General features: G+C 38.8%; 10 protein-coding genes. 1 reads left to right on the top strand and 9 read right to left on the bottom strand.

What is annotated here, in order from left to right; all coding sequences use genetic code 11:
* Window positions 1-4 precede the first annotated feature (4 nt).
* Window positions 5-8,302 carry a T9SS type A sorting domain-containing protein gene (locus KEM10_RS07530; protein ID WP_212215364.1) on the bottom strand — a complete coding sequence of 2,766 codons (8,298 nt, stop codon included), beginning with the start codon at window positions 8,300-8,302 and terminating at the stop codon, window positions 5-7.
* Between the two features lie 736 nt (window positions 8,303-9,038).
* On the opposite strand from KEM10_RS07530, the gene KEM10_RS07525 reads away from it, so the two are divergent.
* A complete protein-coding gene (locus KEM10_RS07525; protein ID WP_212215363.1) occupies window positions 9,039-9,725 on the top strand; it encodes a DUF6261 family protein in 687 nt (228 codons plus the stop codon).
* 193 nt (window positions 9,726-9,918) lie between these two features.
* Here KEM10_RS07525 and KEM10_RS07520 read toward each other — a convergent pair whose 3' ends face one another.
* From KEM10_RS07520 to KEM10_RS07485, 8 genes are all read right to left on the bottom strand, one after another.
* Window positions 9,919-12,075, bottom strand: a complete 2,157-nt coding sequence (locus KEM10_RS07520; protein ID WP_212215362.1) for a T9SS type A sorting domain-containing protein — start codon at window positions 12,073-12,075, stop codon at window positions 9,919-9,921.
* Window positions 12,076-12,485: 410 nt separating this feature from the next.
* Window positions 12,486-13,151, bottom strand: coding sequence for a transaldolase family protein (locus tag KEM10_RS07515; protein ID WP_212215361.1), 666 nt, complete (start codon window positions 13,149-13,151; stop codon window positions 12,486-12,488).
* 9 nt (window positions 13,152-13,160) lie between these two features.
* The gene (locus KEM10_RS07510; protein WP_212215360.1) at window positions 13,161-14,438 is read right to left on the bottom strand and encodes a zinc-binding dehydrogenase; all 1,278 of its coding nucleotides are present in this window, start codon (window positions 14,436-14,438) and stop codon (window positions 13,161-13,163) included.
* A gap of 190 nt (window positions 14,439-14,628) precedes the next feature.
* On the bottom strand, window positions 14,629-15,732 hold the full coding sequence (locus KEM10_RS07505) for an SDR family NAD(P)-dependent oxidoreductase (RefSeq protein WP_212215359.1): 1,104 nt from the start codon (window positions 15,730-15,732) through the stop codon (window positions 14,629-14,631).
* A gap of 3 nt (window positions 15,733-15,735) precedes the next feature.
* Window positions 15,736-16,953 carry a hypothetical protein gene (locus tag KEM10_RS07500; RefSeq protein ID WP_212215358.1) on the bottom strand — a complete coding sequence of 406 codons (1,218 nt, stop codon included), beginning with the start codon at window positions 16,951-16,953 and terminating at the stop codon, window positions 15,736-15,738.
* Window positions 16,954-17,260: 307 nt separating this feature from the next.
* Window positions 17,261-19,729, bottom strand: coding sequence for an alpha-ketoacid dehydrogenase subunit alpha/beta (locus tag KEM10_RS07495; protein WP_212215357.1), 2,469 nt, complete (start codon window positions 19,727-19,729; stop codon window positions 17,261-17,263).
* Window positions 19,730-19,759: 30 nt separating this feature from the next.
* Complete coding sequence (gene lpdA / locus KEM10_RS07490) at window positions 19,760-21,118, bottom strand: dihydrolipoyl dehydrogenase (RefSeq protein WP_212215356.1); 1,359 nt, start codon at window positions 21,116-21,118, stop codon at window positions 19,760-19,762.
* A gap of 10 nt (window positions 21,119-21,128) precedes the next feature.
* Window positions 21,129-22,445: a dihydrolipoamide acetyltransferase family protein gene (locus KEM10_RS07485; RefSeq protein ID WP_244825624.1), complete on the bottom strand. Its 1,317-nt coding sequence runs from the start codon at window positions 22,443-22,445 to the stop codon at window positions 21,129-21,131.
* Window positions 22,446-22,476: the final 31 nt, after the last annotated feature.

The raw sequence follows: 22,476 nt of genomic DNA, 5'->3' as shown, positions 1-22,476 counted from the left end.
CCATTTACTCTCCTATCATCACTTTTTCCTGATAAACATTATTTGAGTCTGTAATCTTTACAATGTAAATTCCTGGTTTATAATTAAGGGTTTCAGACCATGTATCTCCAAACATCTGTTCCTTCAACATTAAAACGCCATCAACTGAGTAAATATATAATGTTTTCTCATATTCATCCCAGTTGCAAGTCACAGTTACTTCCGAACCATTTTTAACCCAAACATCAGCCTGCAGTTGATTTGACTCTCCCGAATCAGGTCGATCTATATTTGTAGCCACCTCAGTAAAATGAAGTACAAAACGATCATTAAAAGTTCCTTCAACCGATTCAAATACATATTCAACACCATCATTCATTTCGGTTAATGTTCCTATCAATTTATCTTCTAAAGTAATAGTATAAGGCATACTTAATAAACTGGTATTACTTATAGTAAATCGATGTTCACCAGCCATAGCTTTTAATCCCAGTTTAACAGATCGCTCAACACCATCCTGAGGAAGCACATTAATTACCATATTATCCTCATCCTTTATCGAATAGATGTATGATATCTTATTAGATGATTCAAATCTTTGCTCTGAATCCATACGACTCTTGCTTTCTAAACCATTATTTTTAAAGGCTATAACGGCCTCATCACTTGCAAATTCATTTTGCATAGTTAATCGTAAAATATCTGCATCTTTTTGTTTAGAGGATTTCAAAGATGATCGATTCGAATCATGTATTCTGTTCAATGATCTCATTGTAACATCTCCATCCGTATTCTTTTTCACCCAGAACGATTGCCCCGGCGCGATAATACCATCAAAAGTTACCGGAGTTGAAATACCCGTTAAAGTATTAAAAGTAGCTAACGATCTGCTATTTGCATCATCTCCGGTTCGAACATAAACTGAACCTGTTGTGTGCTCAAAATCAGCCCCCGATAAATCCTGAGTTGGTAATTGATAATACGCAGGATAAGGATTCGCTATTAATTGCCAACCCGTTGATAAAGTCTGGGTATAAGCGGCATCAATATTTAAAGAGCCAGTATGACTAATGGTATTATTTACATCATCCCTTACAATAAAAGAATATCCCTTCAATCGATCAGTAAAACCATCACCCAATCCTGTTATATCATTCCACGAACCGGCAGGGTAATCATATAAGAAATACGCATTGGTTGTTGTTATAGCATCGTAATTGGCAATACTTGGATTAGAGATAGAATGACCAATATACCAATATCTTCTGCTATCATACGTCCAATCCACAGTTACATCACCAGTTACTGTTCCATGCGTAATAAACGAAGATGGATTGGTATTACTATTCTGAATAATTAAGTTGTCATTTGTAGTCAGAGCTCCATTAACAGTCATTTGTGCCCCGGCCTGCAAGGTTAAACCTGAAGTATGATTAATAATCAGATCATTTACCTGAGCAACGGCCGTACTATTAATAACAGGAGCTGCTCCAACATCAGCAATCGTAATATCTACACCTGCACTAGGGATTATTCCTCCGGCCCAATTGGTAATACTAAACCAATCACTACTTAGACCCAGCCAAGTAAATGTTGGTATTGAGATGGATCCAAATGTAAGGTAGTTACCTCCTGCATTGGTATTAAAACTCATTGGAAGCAGCAAAGGTGCTGTCCCTCCTGTTGAATTGCCTGATTTTACACCCAAAGCCACTTCATACCACTTATCTGTATCCCACTGAACAGCTCTCATATCTGTTTCTGCCGGATTTACTCCACTACTGGCATCCCAGCGCAAAGTTAATTGTGCATTACCCGCAGCCGGTGCCAATACATTCCAATATTCATTTCGACTTACAAATGCAACCGGCGCCTGTACCGCAGTTGGATCCAACCCTTCATTATCCGGGTTGTTATTAAAATAAGTTGCCTGCCAAAAACCACCAGAAGTAGCATCTGGAGAAACAATGATCTCACCGTAACGAGACGCATCTCCGATTGGGAAAGTAAATGAACTTGAGTTCAAAATATTTTTCTCCATGGTGGCTGCCACAAAACTATTTTCACCACCGCCCACAACTGCACTGGTTGATGTGTTTGACAGAGTTATTTTCTTGTCGGCAGCAGTTTGGAAGTTACCATCAGTAAGATACAAATCATTATCAACCTCAACATTAACCTGCATATCTACTGCAACGCCATTATTCACTTCCAGATTATAGAACGTTCCTCCTCCTGCAGAAGTAAAATCAACAGCTCCGCTAATTGTTTGTAATGCCGTTCCGTTAAATGTGATGGTTGAGTTATTAATACCTGCATCAAAAGTTCCGGCATTAAATACCAGATCACCCTGAATTGAAATATTACTGTCGTGGGTATTTGCTAACGCAGGTCCATTAAAGGTTAAATCGCCATATAACTGAACATCTATATTTGGCAACCTTCTGGCTCCTGTTCCACTAAACAGAACACTATTCACATTAGGAATCTCACTCAGCACATCATAATCTGAAGAACCTGAATACTCCAAAACACCTCCGCTGGCTGAGAAAAATGTATCATACGATCCGGCAGGTAAATCTCCATTCTCAAGTTTTAAAGTACCTGTACCAAATACATCACCCAATCGATGTCCTATAGATGTACCGATATTTACAATTCCTGACGCATTAATATACGTTCTGTAAGCAGCCTCAAAATTATCAGGGAATGATAATGTATTGTCTACATAAATAATACTTCCGCGCGGCCCACCGGCTGGAACATTAACTCCTGGAGTACCTGTTGCCTGAGTGTCGGGGTCATAAGTAGCCCAGGTACTCTGATCGGAATAATTTCCATCTGTAACCGTAATGAAAGCAGGTACCTGATCAGGTATAGCAGTGGATACACCGGCAGTGTAATCTCCATCAATTCCCGAATCATCAGTATCCGAGAATGTAAACAGTGAAATATCATTAGCACCATCTCTGCCATGAAAATCATCCGTTGTAAACTTATTCCAATCCGTACTTCCCAGTAATATTCGTGCTGTAATATATTGAGCTGTATCACCCGGTGCATCACCATCGTTAGAATACATACTGGCGTCAGCCGTAAAGCCTGATATTCCATCTGCATCCAAAGTCCAGTTATACTGTAGCACACTACCCTGATCGGCAGGTAATATTGAAATATGAGGTTCATCAGCTGCTTTTACACGTATAGAACCTGTATTATTTCCATTAGCCGTAATATCAAATTCTATAGGAGTATATTTACCAAGAGAACCTATAGGATAGGTAAATAAGGTAGAAGCCGATATAACAGGGAATGTTTTTTTGATTCCATTATCGGTAAACGATAAATTGGTTTGAATCATATTTGAAGAAGAGAATGGATTTACCTCTTCAATAGCAGCAGACTCACCAAAAACCAATAAGTTTCGTCCTATATCAAAAACACCATCTACCATTCTTAATTTATCGGCAAAGGTAATGGCACCTGATTGTGTAGGTAACACAACGCCGTTTGAGTTATTGATGGTTAACACTGAAAAAGTTCCACTCCCGCCCAGTTGTTGCACATCTGAACCAGCCATTATAATTCCATTTCCGGTTGAACTGGTTGTAATATTATTGGTAAGGTCTCCTTCAACTGTTAAATCATAAGCGGCAGTATTTAATGTTCCGCTTGATAAAACCAAATCATCTGATACAGTGATGGCTCTATCCAAAATCAAAGCTCCAGTACCGGTTTGCTTAATTACATCAGCAAAGGTGGTCGTTCCCGATCCTGAAATAGTTTGATCGGCATCACTCACAAAATAGGTGGTATTATTATTGGCAGAGAACGCTCCATTATTAATTAAATCTCCACCTAGTGTCAGATCCAGACCATTGGCATCAAAAACAGCATCCGCTCCAATTGTTAAAGTTCCATCAACGGTATGCGCTAACGTTAGTAATTGAATAACATCTGAATCATCGCCTGATATTTCAATATTATTAAGGGCCTGATCAGCATACATTACAAAAGTAGCTGCGGCTTCGTTAGTACCATCAAAGGCAAAGCCTGAACCAGTTCCATAACTTACTGTTTCCGGAGAAAAATAGAGTGAAGGTATGCTCGAACTGGTATTTGATCGAACGATATTAATTACATCACCATCTGCCTGACTAAAAGAACTACCTGTACCCAATATCTCAAACATACCACGTGTAGCCTTAATATCAGATCCAACGGTTCCAATATTAACCGTTCCTCCGTTTTGCGCAAAAGTTAAGATTCCTTCTTCAGTATTAGTCGTTCTTCTTATTTGATCGCCAACGTGTAACTCTCCACCGCCAGTAACATTAATACTTGAACTACCCGAAGCTGTAAACTCAATAAAACTGGTTCCATCAGAACTCTCAACTCCTACATCATTAACCTTGGTTCCATCAATATTGGCAATTCCACCATCTACAACTAAAGCTCCACTTAAACGAAGGCCGTAGTTAGCACATGTATTTACGGTTGCTCCATTAGTGACTTGTAAAGTTGCACTTGCCGGAATTTGAAAATCAGCACCTCCGGTTGTTAAATTAAGCTTAATATCCGAATGGTTTAAATGGCAAATACCTGATTCTAAAATCAACGACTTAGTTGTTCCATTGGTCCAGGCTGTTAAATCAAAATCGGAATTAAAAGCCACTGTCTGATCTTCGGGCTTATCAATTCTGACCCTGTAAAATGAGGCCGGCGTACCCGTACTGCTATACGTAACACTTTCGGTACCTTCAAATACAATATTTGCTGACGAGAAGGATAAGGTTCCCCCTGTTTGGGCAATATTTCCCCTTAAGTATATTTTACTTTCTTGGTTGTTGGCATCACTAAATGTACCACCTGACATAATGATATCTCCTTCAATATCGAAATACCGGTTACTGTTATTGGTTGTATAGAAAGATAGTGTACCTCCCGAAATATTCACATCTCCACCAACAGTGACTGTTTGTCCATTGTAGGAAAGAAAATTCATTGTACCAGACTCAACTAATAAATCTTCATTAACCAAAACATCCTCTGTCTGCTGACATCTTACCTCACCAGAACCTGAAATTTTTAAATTTGGATAATAGGCAATATCAGAATCAGAAGGCATTATCCTTGGGTCACCTGTTCCTGTATATTCAATGGTTGCCGTTTCTGTATCTAAAAACTCTGAGTGATCTGCATTTATTATAACGTAACTACTCCAGTTATTGTTTTCCTCATAAACAATAGTTCCACTACCACTTAATGCTGTAATGTCATGCCCTGATGTTCCATCTTCAACGTAAAGGGTTCCATCTACTTGTAATTGCGATGCTTCTGCTCCATTCGCATCAATGGTTACTGTGTGACCTGATGCTATTATAACATAATCAATGGCAGTTGGTCGTTGATTATTATTAACTTTATTTCCATCATGTCCTGTTAACGACCATGTATTTCTATCATCATAGCTACCACCACTTGTTGCGTTTCTACTATATAAAGTTCTCGGATCAGGCATTGACCATCCCCAGGCACTACTTGGAACAACATAACTGTAATCCTTACTAAGATATGATCCAAAAACAAAATCTAGATTGTTTCCTGATTTCGAACCTTGACCACTATCTTGCCAAACATTATCATTAAAAACGGAAGCTACAGGATCTACTTCAAATGGCCAGGTACCATAAGTTGGTACATTAATAGTTTCATAGTTATCAAAACTATATCTCATATCATCACCTATGGTTTCTAACCCGGTATAGCTTACCCTCCAGAAATAATCCAGAGCGTAATTCGGGTCAGCAACTGTTGGATGATTGCTAAATACAGGTACCATTGTTACAGTACCACTAGTAGCAGGAGAATTTTGCGCATAAATATAGCCGGGCGTGTATCCAGCACTTGTACCAATCGGGAAAGTTTTAACCAAGGTACCAGAACCATAACTTTGATCTAAAACTACAGGCAAAGTTACCCCCCCATCACTGGCATTATCACTGGTATAAAAATACCTGTCACTACTACTATTGGTTACACTTCCTGTAACCGTTAAGTTATGCACTCCCAAGCTTACTTTGCCAGTGCCTGAACTAACAAATGTAAAATCCTCTACATTTACATCAGTGGCTAATGCAGCCCCGTTATTTGTATTATTTAAGCGGATGTTACCGAAGTTAAATTCTTTCCCAAACTTACCTTGTAAAATAGGAGAAGAACCGGTTAGTTCCAAACCTCCGTTGCCCGACGATGTTAAATCTCCGTCCGATATCTTAACACTATCGCTTACGGTTGGCCAATAATCAATTACATCTAAAGCACCGCGTGTTAAACGTAAGGAACCATCTATATTAATGTTGTGATTACCGGTTAAACTAACTGTATAGTAACTACCAGCTGTTGAATGACGGTCTTTATTAATAGTTAATCCACTTCCAAAGGTTAAAACTCCTCCGGTTTGATTATTAATCGCTCCATCCTGCGCACCATCAAACACCAAATTACCAGCTTGCGTATAGGTTCCGGCGATGTTTAATTCCCCTCCTATAGATACATCAAATCCATTATCATTAAAAGTAGCATCTGTAGCAATGGTCAAATCATTTAAAACAGTTAATTCAGAACTACCTCCGGAATTACCATACTGATCAACCACCTGTACCTCCTGACCGGTTGCTGATGCTTGAATATCTATATTATACAAAGGTACCGTAGAATAGATTTCCGCCTGATTACTTTCTGGCGAAGCAGTTGGTGTATTAAATTGAATGGTTCCGCCAGTCACATTATAATTTCCATCTCCTGATTGAATTCTAAGAGCTGTAAAATTATGCTTATTTACAGCCGAAAATTCAATTATACCACCGGTCATTTCAAATATTTGCTCCTCATTGGCAATATCAAATGAAGGTGATCCCCAATTATTTGTTGGCAATGCGTGAATATGAAATGTACCACCTGATTGAGAATAATTCAAACGTCCATCTGAATTATATTGCCATAATTGGGTAGTGTTAATAGTTCCTCCTTCAATTTTTATAGTGGCAGAAGTTGATGTGTTGTCATAATATCTAATACCATTTGCATCCTCAGGAATAGTAAATGTTCCTGCAGCCATTTTAAGCTCACCAAATATTGTTAATCCTTGCCAGTCTGATGGTACTTCCCATGCATTAACATAGGCCGAGGCATCAAATGTTGTAATATCTGCACCATTAACATAAAGTCTTCCTGTTGAAGGTATGGTAAATTCATTGGGAGCATTACCATCAATATTTTCTCCTAAACGATCAATAACAATATTAGAACCTAACTCTAAGGTCCCATTTTCGATAACAACAGGCAAACGCTCTGCTCCTGAAGCTCCATCCGTTCCATCTATACCATTATAAGCGAGATAATCAACAGGCCCGTATAACGAAAAATTAGCAGTATTATCAGCCGTAACCGCAACCTTAAAAGTTTTATTTACCCCTTTATCAACAAACAAACGGTATAAATCGGCAGTACCGTTACATTGAAATTCGGTATCGGTGGTTCCTGAGAATTTTAGTTTTACGGCTCCGTTAGTAGCTTCAGCATACTGTGCCGAATTTGAAAAATCTACTGATCCTTCATTGGTAAAATCACCATATACATTTAACCAGTGAAAAGCTGCCCCTGTACCAACCGTTATGGCTCCGGCACTCTCAACATAAACATTTCCGTTAACCGTAGTAGTTAAAGGTGTAGTTCCTGCATTGTTAATTTGTATGGTACCGGCTGTTACAATTAAGTTACCGTCTAGCGTAAGATCATCTTCAATGGTAACCACCTGACCAGCATTCATGTCTATCTCCAGGTTACTAAAACTGTAGGCAGTGGTAATATTAAAACTGTTTCCATAAAACACTACTGTTCCATCGTCTTCATCCTGGCTGGTAAAATCAGCATCACCACCTACTCCAATGGTAGGATAATTATCGTCTGCCATTAATAAGCGTCCGTTACCTTTTAATGATGTGAAGTTATGACCTGTTGATTGACGCAGATCGAGACTACCATTTATGGTTACACTACCGCAATTTAAAGTAACATTCTTCAATGGACTGTCATACGGCGATACCCCATCGGGTACCGTTACTGTTTTACCACTTAAAATAACAACATTATCTCCGGCAATTGGCACTTGACTACCAACCGGCACTGCACCTGCGGGATCAAGGGTCCATATATCCGGATCGTCCCAATCTCCACTGGCCAATGTATACCAGGTATCCTGCGAAAAGGCGGTTCCACCCATCACAAGCAAAACAAATAATAAAGAGTATATTTTTTTCATATCGATATTTTTTCAAAATCAAGGCAGACATTAGGTTATGTCTTCATTCTGCGCATTTGTACGTATAGAAGCGTAAAAGTTTCATACATTTTTGTTAAAAAATCCAAATATAGGATCAAAGGGTGTTTTTTTTCTGATTAAATAAGCCGTTTGCTATGATCAAACCACAAAAAAGATTACATCAATATAAACATAATTAAAGCATCAACTAACCATTAGGTCTATAAGTTCATATAGCAAATTTACATACAAATTGTTCAAACAAACAAGCGATATTCCTATCGTAGTTTTTATCCATTTTTTTTAAAAATTCCCTGTTTAAATAATAGTACGTTGGTATTAAATCCGAAGGAAAAAGATTGTTTTACACAAACCACAAAAATACTCTAAGCATAGGCAATAAAGCTCTATAATATTATATTCCAACAGGAAACAAGACTATCTACACGCATCAGCCATAGCCGAAACGAAGAAACACCCTTGTTTGGAACCATTGACATATGCCGAAACCACCAAACAGCATTACTTCATTGTTTCTACCCTTGCCGAAAGTTCCAAACAAGGGTGCACGACACTTTCGGCAAGGGTTGACAACTCCAAACAAGGTTGCATATTAGTAGCAACCTCATAATTTTATGTCCTTTGATAATATCCTTGAAAAATATTTTGTTAAAACAAAAACGTGTAATTTATTTTTATATATTTATTCATTAGTTAATTAAAAATCCAAATAAATATGATTCAAGGAATTAAAATTGAGAAACTTCGAAACAGTGAATTTATTCCATTTATTAAAAACAGTATTCAGATTATTCAAGCACATCCTGAAATTAAGGAATACATAAGCAGTCAGCTTAACACATTATCTGCAGGATTTGAAATAATCATAACCAAATACAAGCAAGATAAAAGTTCTGAGCTTACTGAGGTATTAGATGAACTGGATAAAAAAAGAGACAAAACCTTAAATGGAATTATTCAGCTGCTTGAAGCCTACACTAACCACTACAAGCCAAGCACTGTAGAAAGTGCCGAGCTGCTGTTACATTCTATCGAAACCTTTGGATCTAGTATAAGTCGCATTAAAAGAGTTGCTGAAACCAGTATTATTGACAGTATTGTGAATAAATGGAAAACAGAGCCTAACCTTGCTGCTGTAAGCAATTTACTTCTGGCAGAATGGCTTGATGTACTTAATAAAGAAAACTCACAATTTAATAAAACATATACTGAACGTACTCAAAAAACAGCTGATCCACTGGACTTAAATCTAAAAGAATTACGTAAACAAACTACCAGCGATTACCGCGATTTAATTAACCTGATAAAGGCTTATGCTACCATCAATAAAGATTCTTTATTCGACGCTGTTTCTGGTGAATTAAACTCGCTTATTAGTCAATACAAGAAAAACACAAGGTAGTTATTTCATAGAATTGAATTTACTTAAAGGTTCATTTTACAATGGACCTTTTTTTCTTGCTTCACCATGGAGGCTGTTTACTTACACCTTATTAGCTTTCTGCAATAGAAAAGCGCATATATGGTTTATATAAATCAAAAAAAAGATCCATCGACAATAGCCAATGGATCTTCTATGATTTTCAGAATAATCTCTACTCGATAAATATCTTTTGTGTGTACACTTTATCCTCACTAGTAAGTTTTAAGATATACAATCCTGAAGCATTGCACTTCAACACTTTTTCAGCTCCTTCAAAACTTTCTGTCTGCACTAACTCACCACCTATACTATACAACGAAATACTTTTCTGCTGTGCATCCCAATTGCATTTTATAGAAACAGTACCTTCTTGAAGAGTAGTTACTGAAACCTTATCATCTATATCATTTACTCCAGCTTGTTTAGCCTCCTGGCTTTTCAATGAACCAGCATAAACATGCAAAACAAATCGATTATTATCGACTCCTTGTTTGCAATTAAATGTATATCCTTCAGTTTGCTTAAGATTGATAAAAGCACCCGTTTCTTTATCCTCTAATACAACTTCTTTCTCCGCATCAAACCTGTTAATATTGTTTAAACTCAAATGATGAACACCTGCAGCAAATGCTTTATACCCCAACTGAATACTGCAAGTATCGTACTCCGAAGGCTGAACATTTATCACAACCTTCTTTTCTGACTTTATAGAATATAGGTATGATATTTTATTTCTGGTATCCATCCTTAGTTCTGAGTCCTTCCTGCTTAATTCTGTCTGACCATTATCTCTAAAAGCAACCACCGCTTCTCCTGTAGCAAAGTCGTTTTGCAGGTTAATACGTAAAACATTATCTTCTTTTAAAGTAGATTTTAATGAGGCAGTGCCATGTATACGCTTATTTGCCTTCATATAAACATCACCGTCCTGAGCTTTCTTTACCCAAAAACACTGACCAGGTGCCAACACGCCATCAAAAGTTGCCGGAGTGCTAATACCTGTTAATACATTATAGGTAGCCAAGTCTCGGCTATTAGCATCAGCACCGGTTCTAACATATACCGAACCACTCGTGTTTCTAAAATCTCCTGTTGCAGGATCTTCTACTGCCAATTGATAATATGCCGGATATGGGTTTGCAATAAGCTGCCATCCATCGGACAGAGTCGTTGAAAGATCGGTATAATTGGGTGTTCCGGTATGATTAATATAGGATCCATCGTCTTTTACTATTAAAGAATATCCTGTTAGCGGATCTGCCTCCAAAGCACCTCCATTTACATTAACCCACGAACCATTTTCAAACTTATATAGAAAGTAAGCGTTCGCATCCCTGGTAACAATATCCTCGTAACTACTTATATCAGCTGATTGAATTGAGTGTCCAACATACCAATATCTTCTTGATGCATATGTCCAGGAATAAGTTATCTCTCCAGGATTGTCATTTTCATCCAAAACATCACCATAGTGTATAAATGAACTTGGCGAACTATCCGAATTAATTACAGTAAGCGACGCACTTGAAGGGATAGTAATATCTCCATAAACTGTAACTCGACTACCTTCTGGTATAACAACTTGAGAATTTGGTTCAAGGGTCAGATTCCACATATAATAAACCTTACCAGTACACTGTTTAGGCCAGTTACTTGCACTTGATATTATTGTAACATTATCAGCTGTAGCCGGAATTTGTCCATCACTCCAGTTGCTTACATCATCCCAATCTTCACCAGCAGATCCATTCCAATCATATGCTGGCAATCCACTACCATCATAATTATCTATAAAATCTTCCAGTATTTCATCTGGTAGAACGCCTGAATCGATCAGATCAGCAATATCGCCACCTGATCCCTCAATTCCATTACCACCATCCCAATCCGTAGGATCACTTAAATAAACATCTCCAGAGTTAACTTCCTTATTATCTTTCCCGCCGTAGGTATAACTACCACCAACAACCAAAACACCGCTTGTTTCCACAGTTATACTCTCACTATTTCCACTACTACTGATATCTAATGACCCGGTAACAATCAGAGTACCATCAATTACCAATTTAGCCGCTCCGTTTGTAACAACATTTAAATTGCCATTTACAACCATTACACCGCCTTCATTAATTGTTAACAGACCGGTAGTCACCTCTGATGTAAAGGTTACTTTACCACCTGAATTAACTGTAATAGAAGTATAAGAAGTTCCAATTTCTTCAATATCCTCACCATTATAAACAATTAAATCGGTTTGAGCATTTACAAGATTAATGCCTATAAAAAACAATAAAACGAATGTTATTACATTCTTTTGGAAGCACTTCATAATTTGATATACTTTTGGGTTATATTCGTAAAACGAAAAGATTACCCTAAAGTATACCTTTTATATATGAGAACAGTTAGTGTTTTGACGAAATCATACTATTCGTCGATTAGCTGTAATATTACTATGTCAATTAAAGATTTGAAAACATCATAAAAACCTTTTCAGCTGGGCATTGACACATTTAACTTATTATTTGTAGTTCACCTGTGCAGCAAATAAAAACTGATTGGTAATTTTAAGCCAAACACTACTTCCTTTAATCTATAGAATGACTATAAGACAGGTGAGAGAAAACCAAGCTATTACTTAAACATGTAAGAGAGCCAAATAAATCACAAAAAAAGCATTCTCAGTAAATACTAAGAATGCTTTTCGGTTTAAATACTAAAATCTACTGTTTATAATAGTTAAAATTCAATATCGTATAGTCCTTCTGCATCTTTTTCGAACCACTCCACACTCATATCAGTCATTGGGTGACTTCTTAAACGTTCAAGTATCTCAAAGTTAACCGTTGCCGCCTGGCTTCCCATCATGCTGACACGATGCACCTGATCGACTGTTTTAAAGCTGGCTGCCAATACCTGAGTATCCAAACCAAAGCATTCGATATTCTCAACAATATTACCAACCACCTCAATACCGTGTGATGAAATATTATCCAAACGATTTACATAAGGTGCCACCCAATCTGCTCCTGCTCTGGCAGCTACCAATGCTTGCTGCTGGGTAAAAATTGCCGTTGCCGTAACTTTAATACCCGCATCTTTAATCATCGGCATTGCTTTATAACCTTCGGCAGTTACCGGTATCTTTGCAAAATAATTATCTCCTAAGCCATATTTTGCTTTATAAGCCTTGGCCTCGCGTAACATATCCTCTGCTTTATTACTAATCATTTGTACATGCAACATCTTATCCCCCACAATCTCAATCAACTCTGGCAAAACTACCGACATTGGCTTTTTTGCCTGCGCAATAATCGTTGGATTGGTTGTTACTCCTTCGATTGGGAAATAATAAAACAACTGTTTTAGCTCGTCTATATCGGCTGTATCAGCTAAATATATCATGATTATAACTTATTGGTTTAAGTCCTCAAAGTTAGCCAATAAATACTCTTCTGCCTCAATATTCCACAAGCCATTATGCTTTTCGCAAAGATTTGCCAGTTCAGCAAAGAATGGACTCGTTTTTCCTTTTTCAGCAAAATCAGCAATTGGAGTCAATGGCATTTCAATATGGTTATATATCAACTTCTTCCCACCAGGAATATTCGGCAAATCAAGTGTTGTATCAATAACAGCATCGATTCCTCCAATGTGAGTAACCAAACCTGCAGGATCTAAACCTTTTGTCATCACCTCTAAAGCTTCTTTCATATCATCAGTATTTCCTCCGGAAGTACCTACTATATGCGTGTAGGCATAATGTACGTTATAGAAATTCATCTGCGCTTTTAACTGAGGGTTTGATGGCCCTGCAAAGAAGTTCAAACAGCCATCAAAACCTAAGATATCATCAGCCTGCTCAATTACAGCCGGAACCGGAGCAAAAACAAACACATCATCATACCCCGTACCTCCTGAAAGATCTTTCAACTTGGCAACCGGATCGCCTTCGCCGGTATTCAGATATATCAACACAATACCATTTGCTTTAGCCGCTTCAACAGGATATATCTCAGCTGCTCTGTCCAGTCTGGTTTGATCAATATCCGTTACCACGCAAATGGAAGGCTTGCGATCTGACCGATGAATTACATAGTTGATGGCAGCCAATCCCATAGGACCAACACCTGCCAGAATAGCCATTTTTCCACCTTCCACTATCTCCATTTTATGAACATACGAGCCGGGTGTTGTATGATAATTAGCATGCATAGCACCAATTACACAAGAAAGTGGCTCTGCCAACGAAGCCGGATAAAAACCCGGTCCATCGTACGACAACAGACAATCCTGTTCCAACACATCTTTAGGAATGATAACATAAGTAGCATCTCCTCCAATGTATTTGTATGAATACCCGGGAGCACTTAATACACCTACCGGTCCATCTTCGTAATAAATAGCAGGCTGGATAGAATATTTCTGTCCAGGCTTAAACTTACTTTGCCATTTTGAACCTACTTCAATTATCTCACCAGCAAATTCGTGCCCGATAATAATAGGTTCTTCAGCCACATTATTTGGAACACGTTTGTGAGCCGTTCCCTGATTGGCCGCTTTATATGACGACATACAGATACTATCGCAAATAACCTTTGCTAAAATCTCGTCTTCTTTAATGGCAGGCAATTCAAATTCCTCCAGGCGAAGATCTTTTTCTCCGTATAATCGTACCGCTTTTGTTTTCATATTTTTAAGTATTTAGTAGCAAGACATGAGTATCAAGACTATTTACAATACAGTTAATATTATGCAAATCTAATTCAACCCACTCCGTGGTTGTATCATTATTTATACGTTTACCCCGTGCTCCGTACTGGGCTATTATTGTTTATAAATCGATCCAGAACCTAACATCTAATCTCTAACTTCTTTTAAATTAATTCAGCATCTCCTGACCACCAGTCACAGGAACTGCCTGACCTGTTTCGTACTCCTGATTAATTACATATACAATTGCTTTAGCAACATCAGCAACACGACATCCTCTTCCGGCCGGAACCTGCTTCTCGTAATGCGCCTGCACATCTTCAATGGTTTTGGCTCCAGGAACTTTTCCTGCATTCAGGTATTGCACAAACAATCCTTTTTCAGGATCGCTCCACAAAGGTCCGTCAAAAAAGTTACCCGGACATATTGAGTTCACTTTAATTCTATTTGGCATCAGCTCCAGTGCAAAAGACTGGGTTAAGCCAATTCCTCCGAATTTACCACCTGCATAAGCAAAGTTTCGATTACTTCCTTTCAGACCTGATTTAGAGTTAATCTGGATAATATCCATATAATGATTCTCATCAACCTGCGACTGTAATTTCATTACTTTTGAAGCATGTTTGGCACAATAAAAATAACCGGCGTAATTCACTTTGGTCATCAGATCAAAAGTATCCGGATCCATTTCGTCCAATCCTCCTGCTCGCAAAATACCGGCATTACTTATAATGACATCCAAACCACCCAGTTCCAGAACAGTTGTTTCAATCATACTCTTCACCGAATCAGAATCGCCCACATTAACAGGAATAAAAACAGCCTTATTCATCTGCTTACTGCTTTTCAGTTTTTCAACCAAACCTCTTCCTACTTCGTGATTTAAATCGGCCACCACAACATGTGCACCTTTTGCATACAACTCTTCGGCAATACCACCACCAAAGCCTTGTGCACCACCGGTAACAATAACAATTCGTCCTTCAACCGGATTGTAAGGATTCGGATTATCAACTTTTTTACCTTTAACCACTGCACCTAAACCATCAAAAACAACCGCTTTGGTGTTTGATTTAACCTGCTCTTTCAAAAGAGCAACTAAATCAGCTTTATCGTCACCAGGTAAAATGGTAATACATTCATCATCCGACAAATCATATCCCACCTTTCTTAATCCTTCAATATTATCAATATTCAGAAGTGCCTTAGCTGTTACTAAGCCTTCTTTTGAAAAGAGAATGCGTACAACGGGCACTAAATCTGTAAAATTCATTTCTTAATTTTTATTTGTTACAAACTGAATCAGAGAATCACCTAATTTAGTAAACTCGTCTCTTTTTTCAGCTTTAAAAACTCCTTTATTATCCAAAACACCCACCCCCTCTTTGGCAAACAAATACTGATGAGCAGCTAAAATACAAGCACCTTCGTAATTGATTTCCATCAAATCCTTATCAAGCTTTGTTGCTCCTTTCGCCTCTACTTCAATGGGCTGCTTGCCCGGACTGTTATGCTCCGTTCCGAATGAAACAACAAATCCTTCTTTTTTAAGATATTGCGAATATTCCTTCAGAATAGCATGATTGTTTCGGGTTGGGATAAATTCAACCGACCACACACCTAAATCCTTTAATTCGGCAGATACTTTTTTCAACTCCCGCTCAAAATCGGTGTATCCCTTTACTGCATCAGCCAAAAACGGATAAGTTGGTATCCCACCTGCTTCCAGAATAATAGAACGAATCTCTGCCACACTTAAAAATCCATTCGGATCTTCAGGCACATAAGCCGGCTTACCTGCTTTCAACAAAGCATTCCGGATTTCATTTTCAACACCGGCTTCATCTGTCAGACTGCACGACATTCCGTTGACATCTAATAATTCGTTATAAAAAGCCAACAAACGGTTGGCATCTTTGTAATGCTTTTCAGCTAATTGGCGAATTGCACGAGCTAAATGACGTTCGCGAACCTGCCCCATTGCCAAATCCTTTTTTATTTGATTGTAATCCAATCGGAAACCAAATTGCTTCTTTGCAAAAAGCTCGTTTACCTTTTCTGTCATTTTGCGAACATAGTCGTTGGCATTGGTTACCAAATCGTCTATCTTCTGTTTCGTATCAGTCGATAAAGTCAGTGGATAAGCTAAACTCTTTCCGCTGAAATAGGTACGACCGGGATTACCCGGATCATTCACTTTCAAACCCTCTTTTTGATAGGCTTCATTCAAACCAATGAATTCAACATTAAAAAGAGGAAATAAATTTCTTTTAAAAGCACCATCACTCCAATCAGCATAAGCATCGAAGCTAAAGAAATCGTTGACTCCAACTACTTTTACACCTTCTTCTGCCGACTGATCCAAAGCTTCGTCAACCGATTGAAATGCACTGAATGAATGTGGTGTATGTAAGTGATTATTCACCTTAAGCGGCTTTAAATCGCCGCTTGTGATTTGTGGTGAAAAATCTTTTAAATTATCTATAAAACTCATAAAACCTGGATTTAGTTTTTGCTTTTTCTTTCTTTAGCCAGAATCATGTTGAATTTACTTTGCTCAAGCCCCAGGGCTTTTGGCTTCGCCGATTTTCAATTCATTTCTTTTCTTGATAAAAGAAACGAAACAAAGAAAATCAAGGCTGCATTATGGATGATCTCATTCTATTTGCTGAACTTAAGTGCGGCCGGGTGATCTTCGAACAAGCTCTCAGCTTCCCGGTCTTACTAAAGTTCATCTTCATATTATTCATCATCCCTAATGAGGCTATTCCGGTACAATTAAGATCAAGCATATTCTTTTCTTAGATTCCTAATTTCGATCTGCGGATATTTTCTGCATTGGTAAAGTTGTTGCTCACAGTATGTCCTTTTAAAGGCACAATTTTCTCGTGAATAGCATCTAAAATCCATTCTTTAGTCGGGAAGAAGTAATCTTCCAACTCATATGCAGGGGTAATCCAGTTGCGCGATCCAACAACCACAGGAGGTGCATCCAACTCGTCGAATGCCAGTTCGGTTAATCGTTGAGCCATATCTTTCAGGAACGAACCACGCTCGTTTGCATCACTAGTAAGAATAATTCGACCAGTCTTTTTCAAGCTTTCGATAACCGGCTCATAGTTGAACGGTACAATCGAACGGGCATCAATCACTTCTGCTGTCATGCCGTACTTTTCTTCCAATTCTTTCGCCGCTTCCAAAGCACGATAAAGAGTTGCTCCAATACTTAAAATGGTAACATCTTTACCTTCTTTTTTCACATCAGGCTCACCAAAAGGAATTTCGTAATATTCTTCTGGCACACCACCTTCGTGGAATTGCTCACCTATATCATAAATTCGCTGACTCTCGAAGAACACAACCGGATCGGTTCCCTGAAGGGCAGCATTCATCAATCCTTTTGCATCATATGGAGTTACTGGGAAACAAACTTTCAAGCCAGGCACATGTGCCACCAATGAAGTCCAGTCTTGCGAGTGCTGAGCACCGTATTTCGAACCTACCGACACACGAATAACAACCGGCATTTTAATTACATTACCCGACATGGCCTGCCACTTAGGTAACTGGTTGAATACCTCATCACCACAACGACCTAAGAAATCGCAATACATGATTTCAGGAATAACGCGACCACCACACATGGCATAGCCTATGGCTGTACCAATAATAGAAGCCTCTGAAATAGGCGAGTTAAATAAACGGTTATAAGGAAGAGCTTCTGTTAATCCGCGATACACAGCAAAAGCACCACCCCAGTCACGGTTTTCTTCACCGTAAGCAACTAAAGTTGGATCTTTATAGAAACGATCTACAATGGCTTCGAACAATCCATCGCGCAATTGATATTGTTTGATTTTTGAGAAGGCCTTACCATTGGCATCAAAGGCAAAACGCTCTTTTTTGGCAATTTGCTGAACGCGTGGATTTTCTTCCATCGGATGATTCACTTCAACCGGACGATCTTCCATTTTATCAACACTACCTTCGGAGAACATCATATCACCAATGATTTCAGGATGCTTCACCAAATCCATTCGTGGCGAAACTTCTTCGTCAATAGCCAGCTTCATGGCATATTTCATCAACTCCTTAATATCTGTACTAATTGCTTCCAACTCTTTTACCGAAGCCACACCTGCTTTTTCTAATTCTGCAGCATAGCTTGCAATACAATCCTGAGCTTCCCAAGCTTCAATCTCTTCTTTACTTCTGTATGATGAAGCATCAGATGGAGAGTGACCACTGTAACGATAAGTAAGTACATCCAACAAAACAGGTCCTTTCTTATCTTTAATCAGCTCCATTTTGCGTTTGTATGCGTCAATAACAGCCAACGGATTGTAACCATCTACACGCTCAGCATGCATGTTATCACGATTGACACCTGCACCAATACGAGCTGCAACATCATAACCCATGGTTTCGCCACAAGTCTGCCCCCCCATACCGTATTGGTTATTCATTATATTGAAGATGATTGGCAATCCACCTTTATAAGCGCCTTCCCACAATTGTTCAAACTGATCCATGGTAGCAAAAGATAATCCTTCCCAAACAGGACCACAAGCCATAGAAGCATCACCTATATTGGCAACCACAATACCATCTTTCTGATTTACTTTTTTAAAGAGAGCTGCACCAACTGCAATATCACCCGAACCACCAACAATGGCGTTGTTAGGATACACACCGAACGGAGTGAAGAAAGCATGCATCGAACCACCTAAACCTTTGTTAAAACCGGTTTCGCGGGCGAAGATCTCAGCCAGTGTTCCATAAACAAGGAAACGACGGGCCAATGATTTCAAATCGCCTTTATGATTTTCTGAAACAATTTTCAAGATGGTTCCGTCGAAGAAATTCTTCATCACCTCGGTTAAGGCTTCATCATCCATTTTATGAATGGCAGACATTCCTTTAGCAAGAATTTCACCATGCGAACGGTGCGAACCAAAGATAAAATCTTCAACTCCTAAATTATAAGCCATACCAACTGCAGCTGACTCCTGTCCGATTGACAAGTGAGCAGGCCCCGGATGATTATACTCTATTCCTTCGTATTCACCTTTAATTTTAATAAGATTCAACATGGTTTCGAACTCTCTGATCAAAGCCATATCGTGATATATATCTATAAACTGCTCTTTCGAGAAGTTTACTTTTTCATCTTCAATTGATTTGTCATACTGATTAACAGGAATATCTTGAATTTTAACAACTCCTGCTTTTCTAACTTTTACGGGATCTATAAATTGTGACTTAGGCATTTTTCTATATTTAAGAGATTATTGTTCTGATTAATGGGCGAAACTAAAAACGGTTTCTTTGAATATTTCTGATACAGTAGGATGAGGGAACACTACTTGTTCCATCTCTTTCAGGGTCATTTCGGCTTCGATAGCCATGCAGGCTCCGTAGATCATTTCACTTGATGGGTTACCCAACATGTGGACTCCGAGCACTTCACCATATTTAGCGCCAACCAAAACTTTGCATAGTCCGCTTCCACCTTCGTTTTCGGCAACAAAACGGCCTGCATAAGCCATTGGCAATTGGGCAACTTTATATTCGATGCCTTTTGCTTTGGCAGCTTCTTCTGTCAACCCCACTCCTGCAATTTCAGGATTGGTGTACACTACCCCCGGAATAGCGTTGTAACGCATCTGATCATTTCCTCCTGCCAGATTATTTACCACCACTTCACCTTCGCGACTGGCAGTATGAGCCAACAGTGAAAAACCTGTAACATCACCTGCGGCATACACATTCGGGATGTTGGTTCTCATCTTTTCATCTACTTTAATGCCACCACGGAAAAGTTCCACTCCAAGGTTCTCCAAACCAAAACCGGTAACCACAGGCTTACGTCCCACACTTACCAAAATCTTATCGCCTTTTATTTCAGTTGATTTACCATCTTTCTCAAATGTCACGGTTTGACCATCAACCTTTGTTACTTTTGATGATAAATGATATTCAATTCCTTTTTTAGCGTACATCTGACGAAGCATGGCGCTCATTTCTACGTCCATACCTGTTAGAATTTCATCCAACATTTCGATGATTGTAACCTTTGTTCCCAAGCTATTAAAGAAACTGGCAAACTCCATTCCTATCACACCACCTCCAATAATCACCAATGATTCGGGCTGTGCTTTTAAATCTAATATTTCACGATTAGTAAGAATTGCGTCATTATTGGTCAACCCCGGAATCGGCGGAACAAAAGCTTCAGAACCTGTACAAATCAACAGGTTCGAAGCTTGAATTTTTCCATCTTGAATTGAAATTTCTATACCCTCGCGGGTACGTCCTTGTATTAACGCAGATTCCTTTATCACATCTACTTTATGCTGTTTCATCTTCAAACCAACGCCGCCAACCAGTTTTTTTACCACTTTTTGTTTGCGCGCCATCATCTTATCAAAACTGAAAGACAAATCATTGGCTTCGACTCCATATTTACTTCCACCTTTGGCATTATCATACAGCTTAGCACTATACAACAATGTTTTTGTTGGGATACATCCTTCATTCAGACAAACTCCGCCTAAATCTTTTTTCTCGAAAAGGACCACCTTCAAACCTTTGGCACCTGCTCGTTCAGCTGCCACATATCCTGCAGGACCTCCTCCTATAATTGCTAAATCGTACATGTAATTATTTTTAGAAGTCGATAGTTAGATTTTCAATTTCAATAGCTATTTGTTTCAGGAAGCGGGTTGCCAAACCTCCGTCGATAGCCTGGTGATCGTAAGTCAAACTCAAGCCCATATAAGGAACAAAGCCATAAACACCTCCGCCTAAATCAGCAGGACGAGGCACAATGGTATTTACACCCAATATTGCCACCTGAGGTAAATTGATAACAGGCGTAAACATTTCCACACCGTAATTACCCAAATTGGATACGGTAAAAGATGCCGCTTCAGATGATAATAATTCAGGATCGATACTACCTGCACGACAAGATTCAGCCACTTCTTTAAATTGGTTTGATAAACCTGTGATTGATAGATCATCGGCATTTTTAATTACCGGAACCATCAAACCACGATCGGTATCAACCGCCAATCCTAAATGAACCTTATTGAAATATTTTACACTATCGCCTAAAAAGTGAGCATTTGCATCAGGGAACTGCTTCAGAGCCTTGATAACTGCAAAACAAACCATATCGTTAATGGTAATATTAGGCGCTCCTTCTGTTGCTTTTACTTTTTTGCGCAAAGCTTGCAATTGGCGGGCATCGGCACCCAAATGGTGAGTCAGCTGAGCCGAGTTCTGCAACGATGCATGCATTGCTTTTGCAATCAGCTTGCGGATATTAGGTAATTTCTTAACCTCGAAATCACCACTATAAACAGGATTGGTAGCTGTAAGATCCGATGCTTTAACAGTTCCTGCCAAACCAGTTCCTGTTTCAGCCGGCTGAAGATCTTCCTGCTTCATTATTTCTTTTGCCAGTGGAGTTGTTTTCGGAGTTGAAGCCAGATAAGCTTCCACATCTCTTACAATAATTCGTCCTTCTGGTCCTGAACCTTCCAAACTTGCATAAGGAACCGCTTTTGCTTTTGCCAGCTTTTTAGCTCTCGGCGAAATTTTCACCTTTTCGCCTTCAGCTCTTTCTTTAAGAACTACTTCAGCTACTGGTTCAGCTTCCACTTCTACCTTTTCTTCTTTTACTGTTTCGGTTGATGATGCTTCAACAGCTTCACCCGACTGGAATTCATCGATACTTTCACCAGCCTGACCGATTACGCCAATATTTTGTAGAACGGGAATTTCATCTCCTTCTTCACAAAAAGCTGCTAACAAAATACCATCTGCTTCAGCTTCTTGTTCGAAAGATGCTTTATCGGTTTCGTAGGCAAAGAGTATATCGCCTGTTTTTACTTCGTCGCCCACATTTTTATACCATTGGGTAAATATGCAGGATTCGACTGATTGCCCCTGGCGAGGCATTATAATTGCGTTAGCCATGATTTAGTTAGTTTTTTTTACAAATCTATTT

The sequence above is a fragment of the Carboxylicivirga linearis genome (assembly GCF_018271995.1).
In the GTDB taxonomy this organism is placed as follows: domain Bacteria; phylum Bacteroidota; class Bacteroidia; order Bacteroidales; family Marinilabiliaceae; genus Carboxylicivirga; species Carboxylicivirga linearis.
This window is presented reverse-complemented; position numbering and strand designations above follow the sequence as displayed.

Excerpts from the sequence above, each read along its gene's own strand:
- KEM10_RS07515 (WP_212215361.1), bottom strand. The coding sequence starts at position 13,151 with ATGATATATTTAGCTGATACAGCCGATATAGACGAGCTAAAACAGTTG.
- KEM10_RS07530 (WP_212215364.1), bottom strand. The coding sequence starts at position 8,302 with ATGAAAAAAATATACTCTTTATTATTTGTTTTGCTTGTGATGGGTGGA.
- KEM10_RS07510 (WP_212215360.1), bottom strand. The coding sequence starts at position 14,438 with ATGAAAACAAAAGCGGTACGATTATACGGAGAAAAAGATCTTCGCCTG.
- KEM10_RS07520 (WP_212215362.1), bottom strand. The coding sequence starts at position 12,075 with ATGAAGTGCTTCCAAAAGAATGTAATAACATTCGTTTTATTGTTTTTT.
- KEM10_RS07525 (WP_212215363.1), top strand. The coding sequence starts at position 9,039 with ATGATTCAAGGAATTAAAATTGAGAAACTTCGAAACAGTGAATTTATT.
- lpdA (WP_212215356.1), bottom strand. The coding sequence starts at position 21,118 with ATGTACGATTTAGCAATTATAGGAGGAGGTCCTGCAGGATATGTGGCA.
- KEM10_RS07485 (WP_244825624.1), bottom strand. The coding sequence starts at position 22,445 with ATGGCTAACGCAATTATAATGCCTCGCCAGGGGCAATCAGTCGAATCC.
- KEM10_RS07500 (WP_212215358.1), bottom strand. The coding sequence starts at position 16,953 with ATGAGTTTTATAGATAATTTAAAAGATTTTTCACCACAAATCACAAGC.
- KEM10_RS07495 (WP_212215357.1), bottom strand. The coding sequence starts at position 19,729 with ATGCCTAAGTCACAATTTATAGATCCCGTAAAAGTTAGAAAAGCAGGA.
- KEM10_RS07505 (WP_212215359.1), bottom strand. The coding sequence starts at position 15,732 with ATGAATTTTACAGATTTAGTGCCCGTTGTACGCATTCTCTTTTCAAAA.